We start from the raw sequence: 21,192 nt of genomic DNA, 5'->3' as shown, positions 1-21,192 counted from the left end.
GGTGCGTACGCCACCCGCCTCAACTCATCGCCGCCGGCATGGACAGCAGTGCCGGCGGGTCGAACTCCCTGAGGGTGTGCAGGGTGATGTCCACGGTCCGGACGTACTGCCGGGGCTGGAACGACACGGGTCCGCTGCGCGCGCCGACCTCGCACCGGGCTCCTCGCGCCGGGCCGGGCCGGGAGCCGCCGAATTCCGGGCCGAGACAGTGCGCGACAACGTGCCAGGTTCCGCGGCCGATACCGTAAAGCTGGTACGGCCCGGGCCGGTTGACAATTGTCCAGCTCGTGGGGAATCCCTCGGCGATCGGCTCGGGGAAGAGCCCGACGAATGTGGGTCCCTGGTCAATATTGCTCAGTGCGTTCAGTTCGCCACTAATTGTCGCACCGCAGACGGGTGGTGTGTACCGGGGTCGCGGTGCCCTGGGCCGGCTGTACTGATGTCGGAAAGCTCCTGGTGAGAGGCCGACGCTGCGGGAGAACTTGGACGTGAACGTCCCCAGGCTCGTATAGCCGACCGTGGCACCGATGTCGGCGACAGTGCGCGGGGTGGTTGCCAGAAGGCGTTGTGCCTCTTTGATCCGCACCGCGGAGAGGAAGTGGCCCGGGGATATCCCGGAGACTTTCTGGAACACCCGGGAGAAATGGAATTTGCTGAACATCGCCGCTCGTGCAAGATCGTCCAGTGTCAAATTCTCGCCCAGTTTCTCCCGCATCAGGCAGATGGCTCTGATGGCGGCTTCCTCGGCAGACAAGACTATCGACCCTCCGTACCGATCGTGTCGGCGAGAACTGTTCGGCGCCGCTGCCGATGAGATCAACCGTCGCCTTATCGAATTGCCTCGATCAATTCAATGTAGGCCACATGCCGTGGCGGGGCAACATCAGAACATCGGTCGAAAATGGATTAATGCAGGCAACGTGATCCGGCCGGTCGTGGATACCTGAGGTATCTACGGCCGGCCTTCGCCGATGGCGGCCCGCGGCCGACCAGATCCTTTGTGGACGTCCGGATTGCCTAGATCGTTCCGGGGCGGCACCATGGGCTGTGAAACGCCTGTGGCCGGGCGTTCCGGTGGTGCGGGTATCAACGGGGAGAGAATTGTTTATATCGGATTTAAGCCGACGTTGTGACGTCCCGGTCCCGACGATCAAGTTCTATCTCCGAGAAGGACTCCTGGAGCCGGGCCGGCTCAGGCGGGGGAGACGTGCGGATTACGACGAGAGTCACGTGAGCCGCATCTATCTCATCAGGACCCTGACGGTGATGGGGCGGATGAGCATTTCGGCGGCGCGTGAGGCGCTGCAGGCCATCGATGACCAGGGACTGCAGGTCAACGGGTTGTGCGACGTGGTCAACGAGGCGCTTTTCGGGCAGGGGCCGGGCCTGGACGGCACCCCCGACGGCAGCGAGACCGCGCTGCGGGTGGACCGGTTCGTCGACGGTCTGGGCTGGGCGGTGGCGCCGGACTCGGCGGGGCGACGGACGCTCGTGCAGGTCTTCTCCGCTCTCGAACGTCTCGCCGGGCAGGCGGATGTGACGGCATTGCGCCCTTATGCTGACCTTGCGGCCCGGTTGGCACGCTTGGAGACGGATATGTTACCGCGCAGCATCGACTCGCCCGCCCAGGCCGGTGAGGCCATGGCCACGGCCGTGCTGCTCGAGGTGGCACTGTCGTCGCTGCGCCGGATGGCCCGCGAGCACATGACCACGTCGACGGAGGGGTTGCCGTCGGCGTAGGTGCAAAAGTCACCCTCAGTAATCGACTTAAGGCAAGCAGTGAGATGCGCGTCGCGGTGCGGCCGGGTCATGATGACTGGCGTTGAGGACCGTAATCGCGCTCGTGCAGAACCCCTTCAACGGCATTGCGCTTTTACTTCGGCGAGCTGCGAGCTGCGATCTGCGATTCGTGTCCGGCTCGCACCCGCTGCCGGGTGAGCAGTCGCCGCATCGAAAGTAATCGGCATTCCTGGCCGGGCCGGTCCTTTCCTTAATATCGGAATGCGGTCAAGCCGGCCCGAAGCGGCATCGGCGAAGAATCGGCATTCATCACCTTTACGTAGGGAGAGCCGTTGTCCACGCAGCCAGTCGGCGTATTTCGCCGACTCATCCCCGCGATCGTCGTACTGGTAGTCCTCATCGGCTCCTACGGCTTCTCGCGGCTGCCGACAGCCTCCGCGGAGCAGCGAAAGAGCCTGGCATCGAAATTCGGCTTCGCGGAATTGCCTATCGCGCTGCCGCCCGGGCTGGCCGAGCGGACCGTTCGCACCGTCAACCCCCAGTACGAGCACATCCGGTCCTGGGTCTCCTCCGTGGGAGCGGCCGTGGCCGTCAACGACCTCGACAGCACCGGGCGGGCCGACGACCTGTGTCTCGTCGACACCCGCAGCGACAGCGTGATCGTGACCCCGGCGCCCGCCTCCGGTGCCCACTATCAGCCCTTCGTCCTTGATCCCGCCCCCCTGCCGGTCCACGAAGCGATGGCCCCGATGGGTTGTCTCCCGGGTGACTTCAACGAGGACGGCCGGATGGACCTGCTGGTCTACTACTGGGGGCGTACCCCCGTCGTCTTCTTCCACCGCGGCGGGGCATCGGCGCTGAGCCCGGCCACATATCAGCCGACCGAACTCGTTCCGCAGGCACCCGGTGCGCTGTACCGCGGCCAGCTCTGGAACACCAATGCCGTGGCGGCCGCCGACTTCGACGGCGACGGCCACCTCGACCTGGGCGTCTTCAACTACTTCCCGGACACCGAGATCCTCAGCATCACCGGCCAGGCGAACATGCAGATGAACAACTCGATGTCGCACGCCCGCAACGCCGGCGGGTCGCACGTCCTGCGCTGGGTCGCGGCCTCGGCCGGTGCGAGCCCCTCGGCCACGTTCGAGGAGCAGCCCGCCGCCGTTCCCCCCGCCTTCTCGACCGGCTGGACGCTGGGCGCCAGTTCCGTGGATCTCGACGGTGACCTGCTGCCCGAGCTCTACCTCGCCAACGATTTCGGCAATGACCGCTTCTTCCACAACGTGTCGGCGCCGGGACGCATCAGGTTCGAGCTGGCGGAGGGGCACCGCGACGCGGTGACCCCCAAGTCGCTCGTCCTCGGGCACGACTCGTTCAAGGGCATGTCGATCGAGTTCGGTGACCTCGCCGGCGCGGGGCGCTTCGACGCGTTTGTCAGCAACATCACCACGTCATGGGGTCTCGAGGAGAGCAACTTCGTCTGGCACAACACCGCGGCCACACCCGCGGACGCCAACAAGATGCTCACGGCCCATGAGGCTCCGTTCCGCAACCAGGCTGCGTCGGCGAACCTCGCGTGGTCCGGCTGGGGGTGGGACTCGAAGATGGCCGACTTCGACAACGACGGCGACATGGAGATCGTGCAGGCCCTCGGCTTCATCGAGGGTCGCATCAACCGCTGGTCGTGGCTGCAGGAGCTGGCGATGAGCAACGACCTCATGCTGCGTAACCCGAAGATGTGGCCGAACGCCCAGCCCGGTGACGACATCGCCGGCAGCCAGCCGTTCGCGTTCTGGAGTGCCGAGGGCAACGGGCGCTACGCCGATCTGAGCGGCGACCTGGGGATGACCGACTCCACACCGAGCAGGGGCATCGCCGTGGCCGACATCGACGGCGACGGCGGTCAGGACTTCGCCGTCGCACGCCAGTGGGCCGCGCCCAGCTTCTACCACAACACCGGCACCAGCCAGGGAGACTTCATCGGTCTGCGCCTCTACCGTCCCGTCGCCGGCGGTGCGGCCGGCGTCATCGGCACACCGGCGTACGGCGCCCAGGTCTGTGTCAAGACGGCCGACGGCCGCACGCGGGTGGCGCAGCTGGACGGCGGCGGCGGTCACTCCGGCAAGCGCAGTCACGACGTCTTCGTCGGGCTCGGTGACAACGGCGACCGCCCGGTCTCCGTGGAGATCGCCTGGCGAGACCTGCGGGGTGCGGTGCACCGGCAGAGCATCGACCTGGCAACCGGATGGCACAACGTGATGCTGACCAGCGAAATCAAGGAGGTGGCGGCACTGTGACCACCGTGCAGCCGGCCCGGACCGAAGCGCCGCCAACAGCCCTCGAGCAGTCCGCGAGCACCGTGCCGGCGATACCCGGCCCCGTAGCCGCCAAGCCGGATCCCCGGTATCTCGCCCTGCGGAACTTCGCCATCTCCATGTCCATCTTCAACATCCTCGGCTACACGGTCCTGGGCTTCGAGCAGCCGTGGACGTGGCCCCTGTTCGCCCTCGCGGTGGGCTACTCGGCCGAGATCGTCATCGAGCTCATCACGGCGCGGGCCCATCGCCGGGTGCCGGAGTTCCTCGGTAAGGGTGCCCGGGGAATGTTCACGTTCCTGCTACCGGCGCACATCACCGCGCTGGCCGCGAACATGCTGCTCTACGCGAACGACCGGTTCTGGCCGATCGCCTTCGCGGTCCTGGTCGGCATCGGGCAGAAGTCGTTGCTGCGCGCGCCCATCAACGGCCGCATGCGTCACTTCATGAACCCGTCGAACCTCGGCATCTCGGCGGCGCTGCTGCTGTTCCCCTGGGTCAACGTCGCGCCTCCGTACCACTTCACCGAGAACGTCCCCGATGCCATCAGCATCATGATCCCGGTGGTGATCATCACCGCCGGTACGGTCCTGAACACCATGTTGACCAAGAAGGTACTGCTCATCGTGGGGTGGCTGGGCGGCTTCGTGATCCAGGCCCTGTTGCGGGCCTGGGTGTGGGACGTCGCGCTGTGGGCGGCCCTGATCCCGATGACCGGCGTGGCGTTCGTGCTCTTCACCAACTACATGATCACCGACCCCGGCACCACGCCGAGCCGGCCGCGTAACCAGTTCATGTTCGGCGCCGGCGTGGCGATGGTCTACGGCCTGCTGATGGTGTTCAACGTGGTCTACACGCTGTTCTTCGCCGTGACCATCGTCTGTCTCATCCGCGGGATCTCGTGGTGGATCATCTCCGCTACGCGCCGGGGCGAGCGCGACCTGCCCCGGGCGGTGGTGCAGGAGCGGGAACCTGTGCCGAGCACGATCTGATCGACAGCACCGTGCGGCGGATGCCGACGACGGCCGGGGCGCTCGCGCCCCGGCCGTCGTGCGTTCCGGGTTCTTCCTGGCGAGCCAGATGTTACTGATAGCTATCGACCATGTTCACTGAGTACTCAGAGTTCGTCGAACGGCGGCCGGCTGGGGAAGCATCCGGCCGGCAAGCCGGCGCCGGCGCAGTTCACGGGGATGATCCGTGGCGCCGCGCGCATGGTGCCGACTTCTGTGAGTAATGGCGACCGGTGACGTAGTGCTGACGATACCGAGGCCATTCCACGTCACCGCACGCGCCGGCGAATGCGACAAAGTGGCATTGTTCCTCGTAATGGAAACACCGCTACACGTTGTTATTTGTCAGTCATAAAATGGCTAAAACGTGGCAGGTGCGACGACGCCGATAATCGGGCGCTTCTTCGATCGTGCTCTATTGACGGCAATCTCTAAGATGCCTGGTCCAGGCATTGTCGAGAAGATTGCAGTTGTTAATGCACGACGTGACGATCTCGATGAACGTCGGCCGGTCGCCTCCGTGGCGGCGGAGCGGTGACATGCCGCTGGACCGGTCGGGACGAGCGCGTCCGGCCGGCGGGTCAAGGGCTCTGGAGTCTTTCCGGTCGGTGGCAGCCGGTGCGCGGGTGTCCGTGACGGCGGCCGGGACGGCTGCAGGTGGGGTACGGGCCGCACGGGGCGTTGTGGCTCCGAATGCGGGAAATCAGCCCGGAAGTGCCTCGCTGAATGTTGCGTAAGTCGCGCCGTTGGGTGGTTGTGTCTTTCTATTGGGGGGCGGATGGAAATACATTTCGAGCATGCGGTCGAGCGTGCTCTAAACATGATGCGCAACAACATGGGCGAAGACCTCACCGTCGACGACATGGCGCGCGCCGCAATGTTCAGCAAATTCCATTTCACGCGTGTCTTCCAGCGGGTCACCGGTGTGTCGCCGGGACGCTTTCTGTCGGCTATGCGACTCCAGCAGGCAAAAGAACTCCTCCTGGCGACCTCGATGAACGTCGCGGACATCAGCGTTCATGTGGGCTACAACAGCGTGGGCACGTTCAGCTCCCGGTTCACCCGCAGCGTCGGGCTGGCGCCGACGGAATACCGGCGGACCCGGGGAATCAGCCACATGGTCCAGACCCTGCCTTCCGACCAGGACATCTGCTCGGGTGACGGCGTCGTGTCCGGAATGCTCTCGATGCATCCGTGTGCCGAGGTCGACCTGGTGTTCGCGGGACTGTTCGCGAGCCGGGTGCCCGAGGGCCGGCCGAGCCGCTGCACGATTCTGAACGGCGCCGGGCACTTCATCATCGACAAGGTGCCCGACGGCATCTGGTACCTGCTCTGCCAAGGGGTCCCGCGGACCCCCAACGACGTCCGGAGCATCAGCGAGAACGGAATTCCCGGACCGTTCGTCGCCAGCGTCGGTCCCATCAGGATCCGCCGCGGATCGGCCGCCGTCGCCACGGTGCGCCTGGGCCCGGCCAGGGTCTTCGACCCGCCGCTGCTGCTGGCGCTGCCCGATGCGCGTACGACCGCTCTCGCGGCGCGCCGCCGGCACCACGCCGGTTCCGTCGGATACGCCGCCTGATCCCGCTCTCGCCAACCGCCCTCACAAGGAGCCAGTCCGTGACCCATCAGCGCCCCACCCGCGAGCAAATGATCGAACGTGCCACCGGGATCGTTCCCCTGCTGCAGAAATACTCGACGTGGTCCGAGGAGAATCGCCGGGTCCACGACGAGGTCATCGACGCGATGAGCGAGGTGGGCATCTTCCGCATGCGTGCACCGGCACGCCACGGGGGCTATGAGTGTGACACCCGTACCCTCGCCGACGTCGCGGCCACATTGGCCTCGGGTGATGCCTCGGCGGCGTGGGTCGCGTCGGTCCACTGGATCCCGACCTGGATGGCCTCGATGTTCCCCGCCGAGGTCCGCGAGGAGGTCTTCGCGACCGAGGACGTGCGGATCTGCGGCACGCTCAGCCCCACCGCGATGGCGGCTCCCGCGCCGGGCGGCATCGTCGTCAACGGCAAGTGGAGCTTCATCACCGGAGCACTGCACAGCCAGTGGCAGGAGATCATCGCGGTACTGGTGGGCCCCGAGGGCGACCCGATGCCCGTGGTGGCCCTGGTTCCGATGTCCGAGCTGCACATCGTGGACGACTGGCACACCGCGGGGCTGCGGGGGACCGGGAGTGTCAGCACGGTCGCGCAGGACCTGTTCGTCCCCGACGCGCGGTTCCTGCCGCTGGGCGTGGTCATGCAGGGCAGGTCGAGCCGGCCCAAGGGCGTGTACGGGTCGATCTACGAAGCACCGCTGCTTCCGGTCGCCTCGGCGTCGTCGGTGGGCACCGCGGTGGGCCTGGCGCGCGCGGCGTACGAGGCCTTCATGGAACGGGTGGGCGGCCGCAAGATCACCTATACCGACTACGCCCACCAGGCGGAGGCGCCGCTGACCCATCTGCAGGTCGCTGACGCCGCCATGAAGATCGACGAGGCGGGCTTCCACGCCGACCGGCTCACCGCCACCGTCGACGCCAAATCCGCCGCCGGCGCGGACTGGAGCATTCAGGAGCGTGCCAGGGCCCGGGCGGACATGGGCTCTGCCGTACGTCTGGCACTGCGGGCCGTCGATGTCCTGGCGGACGCGAGCGGCGGCACCTCCAACCTGCTCGACGTGCCGATCCAGCGCATCCGGCGCGACGTCCAGGCCGTCAGCCTGCACGCACTGATGCACCCGGACACCAACGCGGAGCTTTACGGGCGGGTGCTCTGCGGGCAGCCGCCCAACAGCCAGTACGTCTGACACCGGCAACCACCATCGGCAACTCATCTCTGGCAACCCATCACTGGCAACCCATCACTGGCGACCGTCGCCAGCCGACGCTAGGAGACACCATGACCACCAGTACCGCACCAGCATCCGGGCCGTCCGTCGCCGACCGCGCCGCCGTGGCCGCGCTGCCCGGGAGAATCGTCGAGGCCTGGGCCAAGAACGACGCGCAGGCCTTCGCCGAGGTCTTCGTCCCCGACGGCACGATGATCCTGCCCGGGGTCTTCGTGAGTGGTCGTGACGCGATCCGCGACTTCATGGCGGACGCGTTCGCCGGCCCGTACAAGGACTCCCGGGTCACCGGAGATCCCATCGGCCTGCAGTTCTACAGCGCCGAGGTTGGGCTGCTGCTGACCGAGGGCGGGTTCCTGCTCGGCGACGACACCACGGTCTCCGCTGACAACGCCATCCGCGCCTCCTGGCTGGTGACAAAGCGGGAGGGCAGCTGGCACCTGGCGGCTTATCAGAACAGTCCTCGCGACAGCAGCAACTAGCGCGACGTCCCGCCGGGCGCCGGGTGCACTGCAGCGACTCGCATCCGGCGCCTCCCGATCGTCTTATCCGAGGAGGCGCTATGTCCGACAAAGTCAGCTCAGCCCCGCGACTGAGCACCGGCAGGCCCTGGAGCCTGAACTCCGCGCACCACCGGGCCGCGCTGGGCGTGTTCATGGTGATCGTGATCGCACACTGGGCCGAGCACCTGGCCCAGGCGTACCAGATCTGGGGTCTGGGCTGGAAGCCGCCGCAGGCGCGGGGCGTGCTCGGCATGCCTTTCCCCTGGCTCATCTCCTCCGAGTGGCTGCACTACGGGTACGCCCTGGTGATGCTCTTCTTCCTGATCCTGCTTCGGCCCGGTTTTGTCGGCCGCAGCCGGACGTGGTGGACGGTGGCGCTGGCGATCCAGTTCTGGCATCACATCGAACACCTGCTGCTGCTCCTGCAGTCACAGACCGGTCACTTCCTGGCAGGGCGTGCCGTGCCGACGAGCATCCTGCAGCTCTTCCTGCCCCGCGTCGAACTGCACCTGTTCTACAACACGGTGGTCTTCATCCCGATGGTCGTCGCTATGTACCTGCACCTGCGGCCGAACCGGGCGGAGGCGGACGCGATGGCGTGCAGTTGCACCCCGCAGCCGGTATGAGGACAACCCTTTCCGGCCGCCACCTGATGGTGGGCGCCATTCTGGCGGCGCTCGCGGTGTTCGTCGTGGTCCGCGCCCTCGACGTGCCGGAGCCGGTACGCCTGCAGGCCGTCGAGCCCGCGGACGCCTCGACGGCCGGCGCGGCGCCCACCGCGGTCTCCCTGCTCTTCACCGCGGCGCCCCGACCGACGACGATCCATCTGGTAGCTGTCGGGCCGGACGGCGACGAGGTCTCCCGGGGCGAGCCGGTGGTGACCGGCAACCGCGTCTCCGTGCGGGTCGAGGCGAGCCTCCCGGGGCGGTACCAGATCGCGTACCACGTCGTGACCGGCGAGGGGAAGGCGGTGACGGGCCAGTCCGCGTTCATGGTGCGCGGTGACTCCACCGCCTTCGCGGCGGCCCCCGCGGCCCCCCTGACCGGCGCCGATCTCGCCGGCCACGCCCACATGAACCGCGACGGGGGCACCCTGGCCCTGGTTCTCCTGGACCTCGTCCTGGTGGCCGCCCTCGTGCTGATCATGGTGCGCCGTCCGCGGGTGCGCTGAGCGTGGCCGCCCGCTCCCGGGCGCGGTCGACGGATGCCGCCAGCGCCGCCATCAGGTCCGAGGTCCTGGTGGCGGCGGCTTGCGTGTCGGCGGGCGCTGCCGGGCGGCCGTGCCGCCTGGCCTCGACGGCCGCCTGCAGAGCCGCGCGGTGATCGTCGGTGAGAGACACGGGATCGAAGCCGGCGCTCATCGAGTCGATCAGCGACGCGGCCATGGCCAGCTCGGCGTCCTTGACCTCGACCGTGCCGTCCAGGAAGCCGAAGTCCGGGGTGCGTAGCTCGTCGGGCCAGCGCATGGTGTGCAGGACGATGACGTCGCCGCGCACCTTCATGGCGGCCAGCTGCTCGCGCCGTCGCAGGGCGATCTTGACGATCGCCACCCGGCCGGCATCCCGCAACGCCTCGCGTAGCAGGGCGTACGGCTTGAGCGCGGCGGCCTCCGGCTCGAGGAAATATGTGCGGCGGTACAGGATCGGGTCCACCTCGTCGCCGGGGACGAACTTCAGCACGTCGATGGTGCGGGCGCTGGGTAGGGGCAGATCCGTGACATCTTCATCGCTCAGCGTCACCAATTCTCCGCCGCCGGCGTCCCACCCCTGGATGATGTCGGTCAGCGCCACTTCGCTGTCGCATGCCGAGCAGACCCGGCGGTGCCGCACCCGGCCGCCGTCGGCGCGGTGGACCTGATGGAACCTCACGCTCCGATCCTCCGTGGCGGCAGACAACCTGACCGAGATGGAGACGAGCCCGAACGAGATTGCGCCCTTCCAGATCGCATGCACAGAAGATCCTCACTGCCGGCTTGGAGTCGCTGCCCTTCCCACCCTGGCATCGCCGGGACCCGCCCCTCGTCCTCTGCCTTGCGGACCTTCCCGCCGATCAACCGCGCCGGTCCGAAGTGATGAGCCCGTCACCGGGCGACCGCCTGAGTGTCGTCTTCGGCGCCCTGGCCGACCCGACCCGGCGGGCCATCCTCGCCCGGCTCGCCGTGGGTGAGGCCACGGTCGGCGAGCTGGCCGCGCCGTTCGCCATGAGCCTCCCCGCCGTTTCCCGGCACCTGAAGGTCCTGGAACGCGCCGGACTCATCTCTCGCGGCAGGCAGGCGCAGTGGCGGCCCTGCCGGCTGGAGCCCGACGCACTGCGCGCAGCGTCGGCCTTCCTCGGCGAACAGCTCGGTGCGGCTTGACCGATGGGCGAAGATGGTGGCATACGGCCGATGTGCACCGGCGGACGAAAGAGGGCAGACGATGATCGCCAGGCGGATCGCCACCGTGGTAGCCACCCTGCTGGCCGTCACCGGCCTCGGCGCCTGCGGCGGTGCGCCCGTCGAGTCACGGCGTGCCGAGCCCGCCGCGGTCGTCCCGGTTGCGGCTTCCCGCACCCGGACGGTCGCCCGGGAGGTGTCGGTCGTCACTCGGGCCCAGGCCGGCGTACGCAACGTGCCCGCCGCTTTCCGCATTCCGCCGGGCAGCCGCGTTACCGGCCTGAGTGACCGGGAGTCGGGCGCCTCGTTCACGCTCACCGAGCTGGATCCGCAGAGCGTGCTGGCGTTCTACCGCCGTGAGCTGCCGGCCGGCGCGTTCACCATCGTCGCGGACCGCGCCGAGAGCGACGCCGCGAGCCTGGCCTTCCGCAACGCCGAGGGCTGGGCCGGCGCGATCTACGCCACCACCCACCGCGTCACGGTCGCGGTGAAGCGGGCCTGAAAGCTCCGATCGACCGTTATGAGACTGCCATCGACGGGAGCGCCGAAGATCTCTAGACTGCGCCGGGCGGAGTGCCCCTCGGCGGAGAGAGAGTCATGGTCAGGCGACGTGGAGTAATCCTTGGCGCGGTCGGTGTCGGCGCGGCTGCGGGTCTTGCGGCCGCCGGGTGCTCCTCCTCGGGCAAGGCCGCCGGCGGCACCCCGCAGGCCGCGAGCAACGCGGCGGAAGTCGGCGCCTGGAGCGCCCCGCCCACCGCGCAGCCGATCAGCCTGACCGTGAGCCCCAAGGCGGGCGCCGCGAAGGTGTCGCCGACCGAGAACATCAGCGTCGCCGTCGAGGGCGGCACCCTGAAATCGGTCAGCGTGGTGGCCGGCTCGAAGAAGATCAGCGGTGAACTGCAGGCCGACGGCGCGACCTGGCGCTCGACGGGGACCCTCGCCTACGGCAAGACGTACAAGGTCAACGCGTCCATCGTCGACAGCCTCGGCGCCGAGGTGAAGAAGACGTCGACGTTCACGACGCTCAAGCCGGGCAAGGTCGCGAGCGTCACGTTCCAGGCCAACGGGCTCAACGTCCTGCGCACCGGCGGTACGTACGGCATGGGCCAGCCGGTCATCGTCGCCTTCAGCAAGTCAGTCTCCAAGAAGTCCGCGGCGGAGAAGGCGATCACCGTGGAGACCTCGCCCGCCGTCGACGGCAAGTTCTTCTGGGTGAGCGACTCGATCGTGCACTGGCGCCCCGCGAAGTACTGGAAAAAGGGCACCACGATCAACGTCAAGGTAGACGCGTTCGGCGTCAATCTCGGCAACGGTGTGTACGGCGCCGCCGCCAAGAAGACCGACTTCAAGATCGGCCGCCAGCTGCTGGCGATCACGGACAACAACACCCACCGCACCAAGGTCTACATCGACGGCGAAATGGTCCGCGACATGGCCTCCAGCACCGGCCGGGGCGGCTACTCCAAGGCCGCCGACGGCTCACAGCTGCACTTCTGGACCAACTCGGGCCCGCACGTCGTCCTCTCCAAGGAGAAGTCGCACTCCATGAGCTCGGCCAGCTACGGGCTGACCGACCCGAAGGACCCGAACTACTACGCCCCCGAGATCGTCAAGCTGTGCACCCGGATCAGCTACTCCGGCGAGTTCCTGCACGCCGCCCCGTGGAACAAGTCCCTCGGCCGCGCCAACCTCTCCCACGGCTGCGTCAACCTGAGCGTCGCCGACGCCCAATGGGTCTACGACAACTTCATCCTCGGCGACGTCGTCGACGTCCGGCACACCCCGAAGTCCCTCGCCGTCTGGAACGGCCTCGGCGACTGGACCGTCTCGTACGACAAGTACGGCGCCTGAGTTTCTGTGAGAAATGCCGTCCGGTGACCCAACCGGACGGCCCCCGGCGCGGGTAGTACTGATGTGAGCATCGCAACGGGGCCGGCGTTCGCCGAGTGGGTGCGCCCCCATCTGGGTGCGATGGCCAGGCTCGTGGCAAGGCTCGCTCCGGCGGCCGACCGCGACGACATCGTCCAGGAAGCGCTGACCCGCGCCTGGCTCAAACGCGGCCAGTACGACCCGTCGCGCGGAGCCCCGTCATCGTGGCTGCTCGCCATCGCCGCCGACCAGGCCCGCAAGGCGGCACGACGGTCCCGCCCACTGCTCGCAGTGCCCGACGGCGCGGGGGAGGCGGGATTCCCGGACGAACGCGTCGACCTGCAGCGAGCCCTGAACCGCCTCACCGACAGGCAACGGCTGGCCGTCGACTGCGTCTACTTCGCAGGGCTGACCACTGTGGAGACCGCGGCGGTCATGGGCTGTGCCGTGGGGACGGTCAAGTCGACGCTCGCCGACGCCCGCACCAAGCTGCGTACCCTGCTGGAGGTGGCCGGATGACCGATCCGATCGACGACCTGCTGACCGACGCGGGCCGGCAGTGGCGGAACGCCCAGCCGGACCCACCCGAACCCGATACCACGCGATGGATCCAGCACAACCGGCGCTGGCTGCCGGTCCTGGCCGCGGCAGCGGCGACCCTGATCGCGGGCGGCGCCGCGGTGGTGCTGGCCGACCGCCCCTCCGATGATGCCGGCCCGGCCGCGGCTGAAGCCCTCGTGGTCCACGACGGCGACACCGTGGAAGCATCCGGCACCGTGCTCAGCCTCCCGGGCGAACCCGTCCGCTTCTGCGCACCGGCACCGGTGGCCCTGGGTGGGGGCGGGGGCCCCGAGGCCGATTGCCCGTTCTACGTCCCCGTCACCGGTGTTGATCCCGCTGAAGGCGAGTTTCACCTGGTCGGCGTGTGGCACGCGGGCACCCTGACCGTCACCGAGCAGGGCCCGCCGTCTCCGGCGACCCCCGCGCCCACGATGCCGGACGAGCCACCGTGCCCCGCACCGGCGGGCGGCTGGAAAACCGACGCGGGCGACCGCACGGAACTGTACAAATACCTCGACGAGCAGCACCCCGATCAGTTCCGCCCGGTCTGGGTCGCCCACCCCGGCGGCGTTGAAGTCCTGGTCATCGAGGTGGTCAAGGGCGACGCGGCCCAGGCCCGGGGCGAGCTGGCGAAGCGCTACACCGGCAACCTCTGTGTCGTGGCCACCCCCGGCCGTCCCAGCATCGCCGACCAGCGCAAACTCACCGAAACGGTCGGCGACGCGGTCGGCGATCTGATGGATGACCACGCCAACGGCATCTACGCCACTGCGACAGGCGATACCGTACGCCCGGAGCTGGTCATCCTCACCCCCCAGCTCTACGCCACGTTCGCGGACATCGGCTTCACCTCGCTCGTCCCCGACCCCTGGCTCCGCCCGGTCAAAAAAAGCCCATAACCCTTGGAGGCACTTCGGTGGGTACGCAGGTCATCGTGCTGAACGGCGGATCGAGCTCCGGGAAATCCGGCATCGTCCACTGTCTCAAGGCGGTCCTGCCGCAGCCGTGGATCAACATGGGGGTGGATGATCTGGTTGACCGGCTGCCGCCCGCGCTCCTCGACTCCGGCTCGGGCATCTCCTTCGGCCAGGACGGGGAGGTCGTCCTCGGCGAGGCCTGGCGCGTGATCGAGACCGCCTGGACGACGGGTGTGGCCGCCATGGCCCGGGCCGGCGCTCGCGTCATCATCGATGACGTCTTCCTCGGCGGCCAGACCTCCCAGGCGCGGCTGCGGGGCCACCTCGAGGGCCTGGAGGTGCTGTGGGTGGGCGTGCACTGTGCTCCGGAGGTGGCCGAGACGCGCGAGCTGGCCCGCGGTGACCGGGTGCCCGGAATGGCGGCCCTGCAGGCCGGGACCGTACACAGAGGGGTGGTGTACGACGTCGAGGTCGACACCACCCATGCCGAGTCAGTGGATTGTGCCCGCATCATCGCCCGGCACATGAGCTGAGGCGATCGCGGCGGCGAAGCCGTCGAGGTTGTCCAGCATCAGGGCGTGACCTGAGGCCGGGACCACGCGGACGTCGACACCGGCGCCGCGCAGCGGGTCGAGGTCCTCGGCGGAGAGCTCGCCGCTGATGTAGATGCGGGGACCGGGGAAGGCGTAGAACTGCTCGCGGAACGTCTCGGGCCGGTCGGCGATCAGCGAGACGGAGGTGCGGTGGAGCCCGCGGGCCGACCACCGGGGCAGCGTGCGGCTGAACTGGATGGAATCGGTGTCCGAGGCCGTGCGGAGCTCGGCGATCATGCGTTCGTGCTCGGTCGCGGCGAACGTGTCCTCGTCGAATGCGGCGACCTCGGCGGAGAACGAACCGATGCCGGGGTCGAGGTTGGGCTCGGCCACGACGAGCGTGCTGACCAGGTCGGGGCGTTGGGCCGCGGCGCTGATGACCACGGACCCACCCAGTGAGTGGCCGACCAGCGTGACGTCCGTCAGGCCGAGCCCGTCCAGCACGGCGATCACCGTACCGGCGTGCTCGTCGATGGTGTGCCCGAACGTGTCGTCGTGGTCGCTCCAGCCGCTGCCGATCAGGTCGATCAGGATGTGCCGTCCGGTGCCCCCCAGCAGCGGATGTCCGGTGACCTGGCCGAAGCCGACGCCGGTGGACGACCCGAGGCCGCCGACGTAGACGCGCACCGGGTCGCTGGCGCCGAGGTCGAGGACGGCGACCGATGCGCCGGCGGGTGTCGCGGTCAGATAGATCATGATTTCTACTATCGCAGCCCCGTGCGGTGACGTCCGCTACCCGGCGGGAACCATGGCCGCGAGCAGGGCCTCGACCGGGGTGGTGGCGAAACCGACGCGGGCGTCGCTCGCGCCGTAGGGCATCCAGAGCAGCCCGTCGTGGATCAGGGAACCGCAGGAGTACACGACGTTGGGGACATATCCCTCACGTTCGCTCTCGTCGGGGGCGAGTAGGGCGTCGGGCAGCTCGGCGATGACCCGTTCCGGCCGTTCCAGGTCCAGCAGCAGCGCGCTGATCACGTACCGGCGCATCGGTCCGACGCCGTGGGTGATGACCAGCCAGCCCGCGTCGGTCTCCAGGGGCGAGCCGCAGTTGCCGGTCTGGATCAGCTCCCAGCTGCGGGCCGGTCCGTGCAACGGGGTCGGCGGCTGCCAGCTGGCCCGGTCGTCGAGCTCGGTCAGGCCGGTGGTCTCGCCGTCGGTGCGGCACAGGGCGAGCCGCCGGCCGCCGACGGTCCGCGGGAACAACGCGATGCCCTTGTTGCGTACCCCCGGCCCACGCATCGGGTTTATCTGGAAATGCCGCAGATCGGTGCTGCTGAGCGTACGCGCGGCGATGGAATGGCCGTCGTAAGCGGTATACGTCGCCCGGTAGCTCGCCACGCCGTCGTCGTCGACGAAGCGTACGAAACGGGCGTCCTCCATGCCGTTGCTCTCCATCGGCGTGGCCGGCCACAACACGCGTTGATGCAGTGCGGAATCCTCCGGGAACACGGCCGCATAGCTCGCCGCATTGGTACGCCGTAACTGCTCGAGTGTGCGCTGCGAATTCTCCCGCGTGTGCAGGTCGGCCGGCAGACTGCTCAGCACCTGCTCGAAAGTGGCCTCGTCGAACTGCGCGGGCAGGGCCTCCAGCAGTGTGCCGGACACCTCGTTGTCCCAGCCGTCATCCGCCATTCCCGCGGCGAGCAGATCCCGGCGGTACCGCGCGGGTGCGCGCAGGCCGGTGATCAGCGGCCCGGACCGCTCGGCGACCTCGAGCCGGGTGCCCGGTCCCAGGACGGCGGTGGCGAAGCCGATGGACGACAGGTGTCCCTCGCCGATCTGGCGCAGGCTGATCGCCGCGCGCAACTGGCCGTCGGCGAGCCCGGACTGGTCGGGATGGGCGACGACGGACGGATTGCACAACGCGGCCGCCTCCACGGCGTACTCATGGGTGAAATAGGCGCCGACGAGCAGCCGCTGGGCGCGCGACAGATGTGCGGCGCGTTCCGCGCGGTGGCGTACCAGGTCGAAATGGTGCAGAAAGGTGCCCCGCAGATCCTGGTGCCGGTGCTCGAACCGTTTGATGGTCTCCTCGAGCAATTGGTCGACAGCATCGGCGGGCAGGTCGGCGATCCGGTCGATGAGCGCGTGTGCCCGGCTCCGCACCACCGCGGCGTCCTCACCCGGCACGAACAGCTTGACGATGACCCGTTGCGGATCGGGGCTCAGCCCCACGTGTTGCCGGTCCACCGGTTCCGTCCTGAATGTCATGAGTGCCTTTCGATTACGGGTGTCGATATTTCAATGCCGGGCGTAACGTCCACGACCATGACAGCGTTGATAGGTAAACGTCTCCGCGTTGCCCTGGTGGCCGGCGCCACCGTGCTCGTTACGGTCGCCGGGTCCGTCGCTCCGGCGTACGCGGCAGGCAGCGCTCCCTCACCCGGAGCGCCCGGTCTCGGGGACCGGCTCTATCCGTTGCTCGGCAACGGGGGTTACGACGTTCAGAACTACGACCTGAGCCTGACATGCAAGGCGAAGGATCCGAAACAGACCGTGACGGGTGACGTCACCCTCACCGCGGTCGCGACCCAGGGGCTGTCCCGGTTCGACCTGGACTTCGGCGGCGATTCGGTGCGGGCGGTGTCGGTCAACGGACACCGGGCGGCGTTCTCCCGCTCCGGCGGCGAACTGGTCGTCACGCCACGCCACGCGCTGCGCAAGGGCAGCACGTTCCGGGTCACCGTCAGCGGCTTCGCCGCGACCCCGATCCCGGCGAACGCCGATTCGCCGGTCGGCTTCGTGAGCACGGCGGACGGCACTGTGCTGGCCGGTCAGCCGGACACCTCCCACCTGCTGTTCCCCAGCAACGACCACCCCCGCGACAAGGCGACGTACACCATCACCCTCACCGTCCCGAAGGGCTGGACGGCGGTCGCCAACGGACGGCACCTGCGCGACCGGGCCCGCGGCGGTTACGTGTCGTCCAGCTTCCGCGAGTCGCAGCCGATGGCCAGCGAACTGGTCCAGGTTGTCGCCGGTGACTTCGCCGTCCACACCCGGCCCGCGGTCAACGGCACCCCGATCCGCGACGTCGTGCCCACCCGGCTCGCGGCCTCCCTGCTGCCCAAGCTCGAGGCGGAGCGGTCCCAGCTGACCTGGATGGAGTCGAAGGTCGGGCGCTACCCGCTGGAGAACTACGGCTCGCTGGTCATCGACGCCAACCTCGGTTTCGCGCTCGAGACCCAGACCCTGTCGCTGTACGACACCGGGCTGCTCGGGCTGCCCGCGTACGTTCTGAATCCGATCATGACCCACGAGCTCGCCCACCAGTGGTTCGGTGACAGCGTCGCCCCCTCGGCCTGGAGCGACGTCTGGCAGAACGAGGGCCACGCCACCTGGTACGAGCTCACCTACGCCGCCGAGACCGGCAACCTCGAGCAGTACACCGGCGCAGCCGACCTGGACGCGTACTTCAAGGATGTCTACGCCGCCGGCGACCGCTACCGCGCCCGCTACGGCCCGGTCGCCCACCCGCTCAAAGCGGATTCCATCTGGGACGTCTTCAACCCCAACGTGTACGACGGCGGCGCACTCGCCCTCTACGCCCTGCGGCAGAAGGTCGGCAACGCCACGTTCCAGCGGATCGAACGCGCCTGGGTGAGCAAGTACCGCGGCCGCTCCGCGTCGACCGCCGACTTCGCCGCCCTCGCGTCCAAGGTGTCCGGCCAGAACCTGCGCGGCTTCCTCAACGACTGGCTGTACGGCACCACCACCCCGGCCATGCCCGGTCACCCCGACTGGACCGTGACACCGGCCACCGCCGCCTCCCCAGCCGCCGCGGCCAAGGCCCAGGCCGCCGAGAACGCGGTCACCGCCCGCCTGCGCAGACTCATCCCCGCAGGCCACTGACCGATCCTCCGGGCCCGCCGGCCCGCCGGCCCGCCGGCCCGCCGGCCCGCCGGCCCGCCGGCCCGCCGGCCCGCCGGCCCGCGCAGTCGTCGGGCCTGCGGGTCACCGCCGCAGCGACCCGGCCGACGGCGTGGACCGTGTTGTGGGCGCGGTTGAGCTGCTACTGGATATCAGTCCATGATCGGCTCGTCGGATTCTGAACGCGACGGTGATGGTGGCCCTGTTCGCCTTCGTAGCCCAGCTCGCCGAGGACGCGCAGTTGGTCGCCGGTCCACGCGGTCAGCAGCGGCGGGATGCCATGATGGCGCTGGGCGGTGGCGTCGTGTTCCCGGCCAGGATGCACGGGCGAGATCCCGAGCGGCCAGCCATCCGGGGCGGTGACGACCTGCACGTTCCCGCCGTGATTGTCGTGCTCTCCCGACCACCGAAGATCGAATCCAGGTGCCGGGCCCGACGTGCGGCACCGGTCAATGTCGATCAGGGTGCCGTGGGAGTAGCCGCAGTCTTAGCGCCGGCAGAGGTGAGGCCGGGAGCCCGACCACCGATCAGGGTGAGGCCTTCGTACAGGTAGGCATAGCCGGTAGAGCGGCTGGCCTGATTGTCGACGGCCCGCTCGGTGATCCGGGTGCCATCGACCAGCCGGGGCAGGACCAGGACTGCCTACCGGTAGCAGCCCAGCGACCAGGCTCCGACCCTGGTCCCGAGTCGTCGGCAGCTGAGTCAAAGCCATGGGACATAGTGGGGCTGTCGGCGCGTCTTTTCGCGGCAGAGGACCACGCCATTGATCGCTCCTATAGGCGTGTCCGTTGTCTAGGAGTTCACCGGTAGCCGTCGGTGAGGATTGCGGCTCGTTTGGTGCGAGAAGGCCTCAACCGACGGCGAACTCCGTCTCCGTGGCCATGGCAAGGAACTGGTGCAGGAATGGCTCCAGGAAGGTTCCAGGAAAGGATCGGAGGTAAACGCGTGTCGCGTCATAGCCAGGGCGGTCCGGTGCTGTCTAGCAGGCAGCCGCGTACTTCATTCGCCAGCGGTCGGTGAACCGAGCCCAGCCGAAAAGTTCACCGGCGGCACGCCTGCGGTCACGTTCGTATTCAGCATCAGCCTGCGCCCGCCTGGCGTTCGCCTCCTGGAACAACGCACGTGCGGCCTCGATCCACACGAGCTTGCCATCCGGCGTCCGGGCCTCAGGAGAGTCACGCCGTAGCCGGGCGGTATGGCCGAGAGCTTTCCCGAAAGCCCGCCGGACCCGGTGCCCACGCCGGAACCCTCTGTCGCCGCGGAGTAGTTCCGATGTCGCGTCGGGTCACGCATCCACGCCAATTCGACGGACGTAAAAATCTCCAGCTGAGCAAATTTCATTCCCTCATTCTTCGCAGACGGTTTCATGATCGGAAGGGCTGAGCGTGCCATTGCAGGGTTGAGAGGAATCACACCGATTTTAATGGCAGATGGTGAGTATCCGGATAGCCGTGATGCTGGTGAGAGCGGCAATCTTGGGCGCCCAGAGGTTGCCGAGAGTGAGACTTCCGAGTAGCGACTCGAGTGCTCAGGGTCTTGGAGCACGCCGTCCTTTGTGGACGCGGCGGAACCGTTTGTGGTGAAGCGGTAGTGAGCAGAACCCCGGTAGGAGGCGAACTGTTCACAGAACACTTCACAACAGGGATCGGGGCTTGCCCCCGGATCTTGGACACGGGGTTTATGCGACCGCTGCGAGCGTAGCTCGTATCGTGGTGGTGCGTTCGTAGGTGATCAGTGATCGTTGTCCGGGCCGGGAGTGGCGGCGGATGGTGTTGTAGCGGTGTAGCCGGCGCAAACTGGTGAGCCGGGCTTCGCGTTCGTCGGTGAACGCGCGCCGGCCTTGCAGGGCTTCTCGTTGTGGTCGGAATGAAAGATCGCCCCGTCGAGGCTGCCACGGGTCCGCCGGGCGGCGGTGAGAGCGTCGATGATCAGATCGGTGGGCATGGTGTCGGCGATCGCCCAGCCGGCCTGACGCCGCGAGTGCAGGTCGATAACCGGCCGGCGTCGTGCAGTTCGGCGGTGACCCGTGGTGCGCCGTAGGTGCCGTCCGAGGCGGCGTGGACCAGCCGGATCCGGTCGGGCAGGACTGTGTCTGCCGCGTCGCGGGCAGCCCGCTGCGGTGTGGTCGCCCGCCAGTAGTAGAAACTCGACCGGGCGATGCCGAGGATCGTGCACAACCGCTTCACGCCGTGGCGTGTGTGGTGGTCGGCGACGAACTGGAAGCGGTTCACCAGCGCGTCTCCCGGCGAAATACCGGGCCGCCTTCCGCAGGATGTCGCGTTCTTCTTCCAGCTCACGGACCCGCCGGCGCAGGGCGGTGTTCTCGTCCTCGACCGAGTCCGCCGCCGCGGGTGGCCGGGGCGTAGCGGGTGTGGTCCCGCGCCGCTGGTCATCGGTACGGACCCAGCTACGTAACGTCTCCCGGTTCACGCCCAGGTCATCAGCGATCGCCGCGATCGTCGCACCGGGCCGGGACCGGTACAACGCGACCGCGTCAGCCTTGAACTGCTGCGGGTAATGCTTGTTCGCCATGGTGTTCCCAGACTCCTGATCTACCAGGACGTCTCGATCCCAGCTTCAAGTGTCCAAGATCAGGGGGCAACGC

Annotated in this window: 19 protein-coding genes and 2 pseudogenes; 15 read left to right on the top strand and 6 right to left on the bottom strand. The window is 68.2% G+C overall.

The features are described from left to right. Positions 1–19: 19 nt before the first annotated feature. Positions 20–754 (bottom strand): helix-turn-helix domain-containing protein, encoded by a 735-nt coding sequence (locus Aco04nite_RS40850; RefSeq protein ID WP_213002546.1) that lies wholly within the window; start codon positions 752–754, stop codon positions 20–22. A gap of 293 nt (positions 755–1,047) precedes the next feature. On the opposite strand from Aco04nite_RS40850, the gene Aco04nite_RS40845 reads away from it, so the two are divergent. The 8 genes from Aco04nite_RS40845 to Aco04nite_RS40810 all read left to right on the top strand — a co-directional run bounded on the left by Aco04nite_RS40845 (position 1,048) and on the right by Aco04nite_RS40810 (position 9,574). Continuing rightward, positions 1,048–1,740 carry a MerR family transcriptional regulator gene (locus tag Aco04nite_RS40845; RefSeq protein WP_213002545.1) on the top strand — a complete coding sequence of 231 codons (693 nt, stop codon included), beginning with the start codon at positions 1,048–1,050 and terminating at the stop codon, positions 1,738–1,740. Between the two features lie 332 nt (positions 1,741–2,072). Beyond that, on the top strand, positions 2,073–4,037 hold the full coding sequence (locus Aco04nite_RS40840; protein ID WP_213002544.1) for a CRTAC1 family protein: 1,965 nt from the start codon (positions 2,073–2,075) through the stop codon (positions 4,035–4,037). After that, positions 3,986–5,047, top strand: coding sequence for an enediyne biosynthesis protein (locus Aco04nite_RS40835; RefSeq protein ID WP_438874985.1), 1,062 nt, complete (start codon positions 3,986–3,988; stop codon positions 5,045–5,047). The genes Aco04nite_RS40840 and Aco04nite_RS40835 overlap by 52 nt, the downstream gene beginning before the upstream one ends. A 796-nt stretch (positions 5,048–5,843) precedes the next feature. Beyond that, the gene (locus Aco04nite_RS40830; protein ID WP_213002543.1) at positions 5,844–6,644 is read left to right on the top strand and encodes a helix-turn-helix domain-containing protein; all 801 of its coding nucleotides are present in this window, start codon (positions 5,844–5,846) and stop codon (positions 6,642–6,644) included. Between the two features lie 38 nt (positions 6,645–6,682). Continuing rightward, entirely contained in the window at positions 6,683–7,861 is a 1,179-nt protein-coding gene (locus tag Aco04nite_RS40825) for an acyl-CoA dehydrogenase family protein (RefSeq protein WP_308161720.1), read from the top strand. Positions 7,862–7,953: 92 nt separating this feature from the next. Next, positions 7,954–8,382, top strand: coding sequence for an SgcJ/EcaC family oxidoreductase (locus Aco04nite_RS40820; RefSeq protein WP_213002542.1), 429 nt, complete (start codon positions 7,954–7,956; stop codon positions 8,380–8,382). Between the two features lie 80 nt (positions 8,383–8,462). Continuing rightward, positions 8,463–9,029, top strand: coding sequence for a hypothetical protein (locus Aco04nite_RS40815; RefSeq protein WP_213002541.1), 567 nt, complete (start codon positions 8,463–8,465; stop codon positions 9,027–9,029). Next, positions 9,026–9,574, top strand: coding sequence for a copper resistance CopC family protein (locus Aco04nite_RS40810; RefSeq protein WP_213002540.1), 549 nt, complete (start codon positions 9,026–9,028; stop codon positions 9,572–9,574). The genes Aco04nite_RS40815 and Aco04nite_RS40810 overlap by 4 nt, the downstream gene beginning before the upstream one ends. Here Aco04nite_RS40810 and ku read toward each other — a convergent pair. Beyond that, entirely contained in the window at positions 9,546–10,355 is an 810-nt protein-coding gene (gene ku / locus Aco04nite_RS40805) for a non-homologous end joining protein Ku (protein ID WP_213002539.1), read from the bottom strand. The two genes, Aco04nite_RS40810 and ku, sit on opposite strands and share 29 nt — an antisense overlap. A gap of 119 nt (positions 10,356–10,474) precedes the next feature. Between ku and Aco04nite_RS40800 the strand changes: the two are divergent. The 6 genes and pseudogenes from Aco04nite_RS40800 to cpt all read left to right on the top strand — a co-directional run. Beyond that, positions 10,475–10,717 (top strand): annotated as a pseudogene (locus Aco04nite_RS40800) (ArsR/SmtB family transcription factor); the annotation flags it as partial. Between the two features lie 103 nt (positions 10,718–10,820). Then, positions 10,821–11,279, top strand: coding sequence for a hypothetical protein (locus Aco04nite_RS40795; RefSeq protein WP_213002537.1), 459 nt, complete (start codon positions 10,821–10,823; stop codon positions 11,277–11,279). A gap of 95 nt (positions 11,280–11,374) precedes the next feature. Then, positions 11,375–12,628: a L,D-transpeptidase gene (locus tag Aco04nite_RS40790; protein ID WP_213002536.1), complete on the top strand. Its 1,254-nt coding sequence runs from the start codon at positions 11,375–11,377 to the stop codon at positions 12,626–12,628. A gap of 63 nt (positions 12,629–12,691) precedes the next feature. Next, entirely contained in the window at positions 12,692–13,165 is a 474-nt protein-coding gene (locus Aco04nite_RS40785) for an RNA polymerase sigma factor (protein ID WP_213002535.1), read from the top strand. After that, positions 13,162–14,106, top strand: coding sequence for a hypothetical protein (locus Aco04nite_RS40780; protein WP_213002534.1), 945 nt, complete (start codon positions 13,162–13,164; stop codon positions 14,104–14,106). The genes Aco04nite_RS40785 and Aco04nite_RS40780 overlap by 4 nt, the downstream gene beginning before the upstream one ends. Before the next feature lie 17 nt (positions 14,107–14,123). Continuing rightward, complete coding sequence (cpt, locus tag Aco04nite_RS40775) at positions 14,124–14,657, top strand: chloramphenicol phosphotransferase CPT (protein WP_213002533.1); 534 nt, start codon at positions 14,124–14,126, stop codon at positions 14,655–14,657. Here cpt and Aco04nite_RS40770 read toward each other — a convergent pair. Both Aco04nite_RS40770 and Aco04nite_RS40765 read right to left on the bottom strand, forming a co-directional pair. Continuing rightward, positions 14,616–15,413: an alpha/beta fold hydrolase gene (locus tag Aco04nite_RS40770; RefSeq protein WP_213002532.1), complete on the bottom strand. Its 798-nt coding sequence runs from the start codon at positions 15,411–15,413 to the stop codon at positions 14,616–14,618. The genes cpt and Aco04nite_RS40770 overlap by 42 nt on opposite strands. Positions 15,414–15,449: 36 nt before the next feature. Next, positions 15,450–16,928 carry a glycoside hydrolase family 130 protein gene (locus Aco04nite_RS40765; protein ID WP_213002531.1) on the bottom strand — a complete coding sequence of 493 codons (1,479 nt, stop codon included), beginning with the start codon at positions 16,926–16,928 and terminating at the stop codon, positions 15,450–15,452. A 57-nt stretch (positions 16,929–16,985) separates the two neighbouring features. On the opposite strand from Aco04nite_RS40765, the gene Aco04nite_RS40760 reads away from it, so the two are divergent. After that, positions 16,986–18,569 carry a M1 family metallopeptidase gene (locus Aco04nite_RS40760; protein ID WP_244876663.1) on the top strand — a complete coding sequence of 528 codons (1,584 nt, stop codon included), beginning with the start codon at positions 16,986–16,988 and terminating at the stop codon, positions 18,567–18,569. Positions 18,570–18,729: 160 nt separating this feature from the next. Here Aco04nite_RS40760 and Aco04nite_RS40755 read toward each other — a convergent pair whose 3' ends face one another. Together Aco04nite_RS40755 and Aco04nite_RS40750 are read right to left on the bottom strand one after the other, a co-directional pair. Beyond that, positions 18,730–19,047 (bottom strand): transposase family protein, encoded by a 318-nt coding sequence (locus Aco04nite_RS40755; protein WP_280519484.1) that lies wholly within the window; start codon positions 19,045–19,047, stop codon positions 18,730–18,732. Between the two features lie 1,218 nt (positions 19,048–20,265). Next, positions 20,266–21,119 (bottom strand): annotated as a pseudogene (locus Aco04nite_RS40750) (transposase). Positions 21,120–21,192: the final 73 nt, after the last annotated feature.

It is taken from the genome of Winogradskya consettensis (genome assembly GCF_018332715.1).
GTDB classification, from domain to species: Bacteria; Actinomycetota; Actinomycetes; order Mycobacteriales; family Micromonosporaceae; genus Actinoplanes; species Actinoplanes consettensis.
The sequence above is the reverse complement of the archived record's forward strand: the minus strand, read 5'-3'. Positions and strand labels throughout refer to the sequence as shown.

Excerpts from the sequence above, each read along its gene's own strand:
- Aco04nite_RS40835 (WP_438874985.1), top strand. The coding sequence starts at position 3,986 with ATGGCACAACGTGATGCTGACCAGCGAAATCAAGGAGGTGGCGGCACT.
- Aco04nite_RS40830 (WP_213002543.1), top strand. The coding sequence starts at position 5,844 with ATGGAAATACATTTCGAGCATGCGGTCGAGCGTGCTCTAAACATGATG.
- Aco04nite_RS40820 (WP_213002542.1), top strand. The coding sequence starts at position 7,954 with ATGACCACCAGTACCGCACCAGCATCCGGGCCGTCCGTCGCCGACCGC.
- Aco04nite_RS40815 (WP_213002541.1), top strand. The coding sequence starts at position 8,463 with ATGTCCGACAAAGTCAGCTCAGCCCCGCGACTGAGCACCGGCAGGCCC.
- Aco04nite_RS40810 (WP_213002540.1), top strand. The coding sequence starts at position 9,026 with ATGAGGACAACCCTTTCCGGCCGCCACCTGATGGTGGGCGCCATTCTG.
- Aco04nite_RS40795 (WP_213002537.1), top strand. The coding sequence starts at position 10,821 with ATGATCGCCAGGCGGATCGCCACCGTGGTAGCCACCCTGCTGGCCGTC.
- Aco04nite_RS40790 (WP_213002536.1), top strand. The coding sequence starts at position 11,375 with ATGGTCAGGCGACGTGGAGTAATCCTTGGCGCGGTCGGTGTCGGCGCG.
- Aco04nite_RS40780 (WP_213002534.1), top strand. The coding sequence starts at position 13,162 with ATGACCGATCCGATCGACGACCTGCTGACCGACGCGGGCCGGCAGTGG.
- Aco04nite_RS40770 (WP_213002532.1), bottom strand. The coding sequence starts at position 15,413 with ATGATCTATCTGACCGCGACACCCGCCGGCGCATCGGTCGCCGTCCTC.
- Aco04nite_RS40765 (WP_213002531.1), bottom strand. The coding sequence starts at position 16,928 with ATGACATTCAGGACGGAACCGGTGGACCGGCAACACGTGGGGCTGAGC.
- Aco04nite_RS40760 (WP_244876663.1), top strand. The coding sequence starts at position 16,986 with ATGACAGCGTTGATAGGTAAACGTCTCCGCGTTGCCCTGGTGGCCGGC.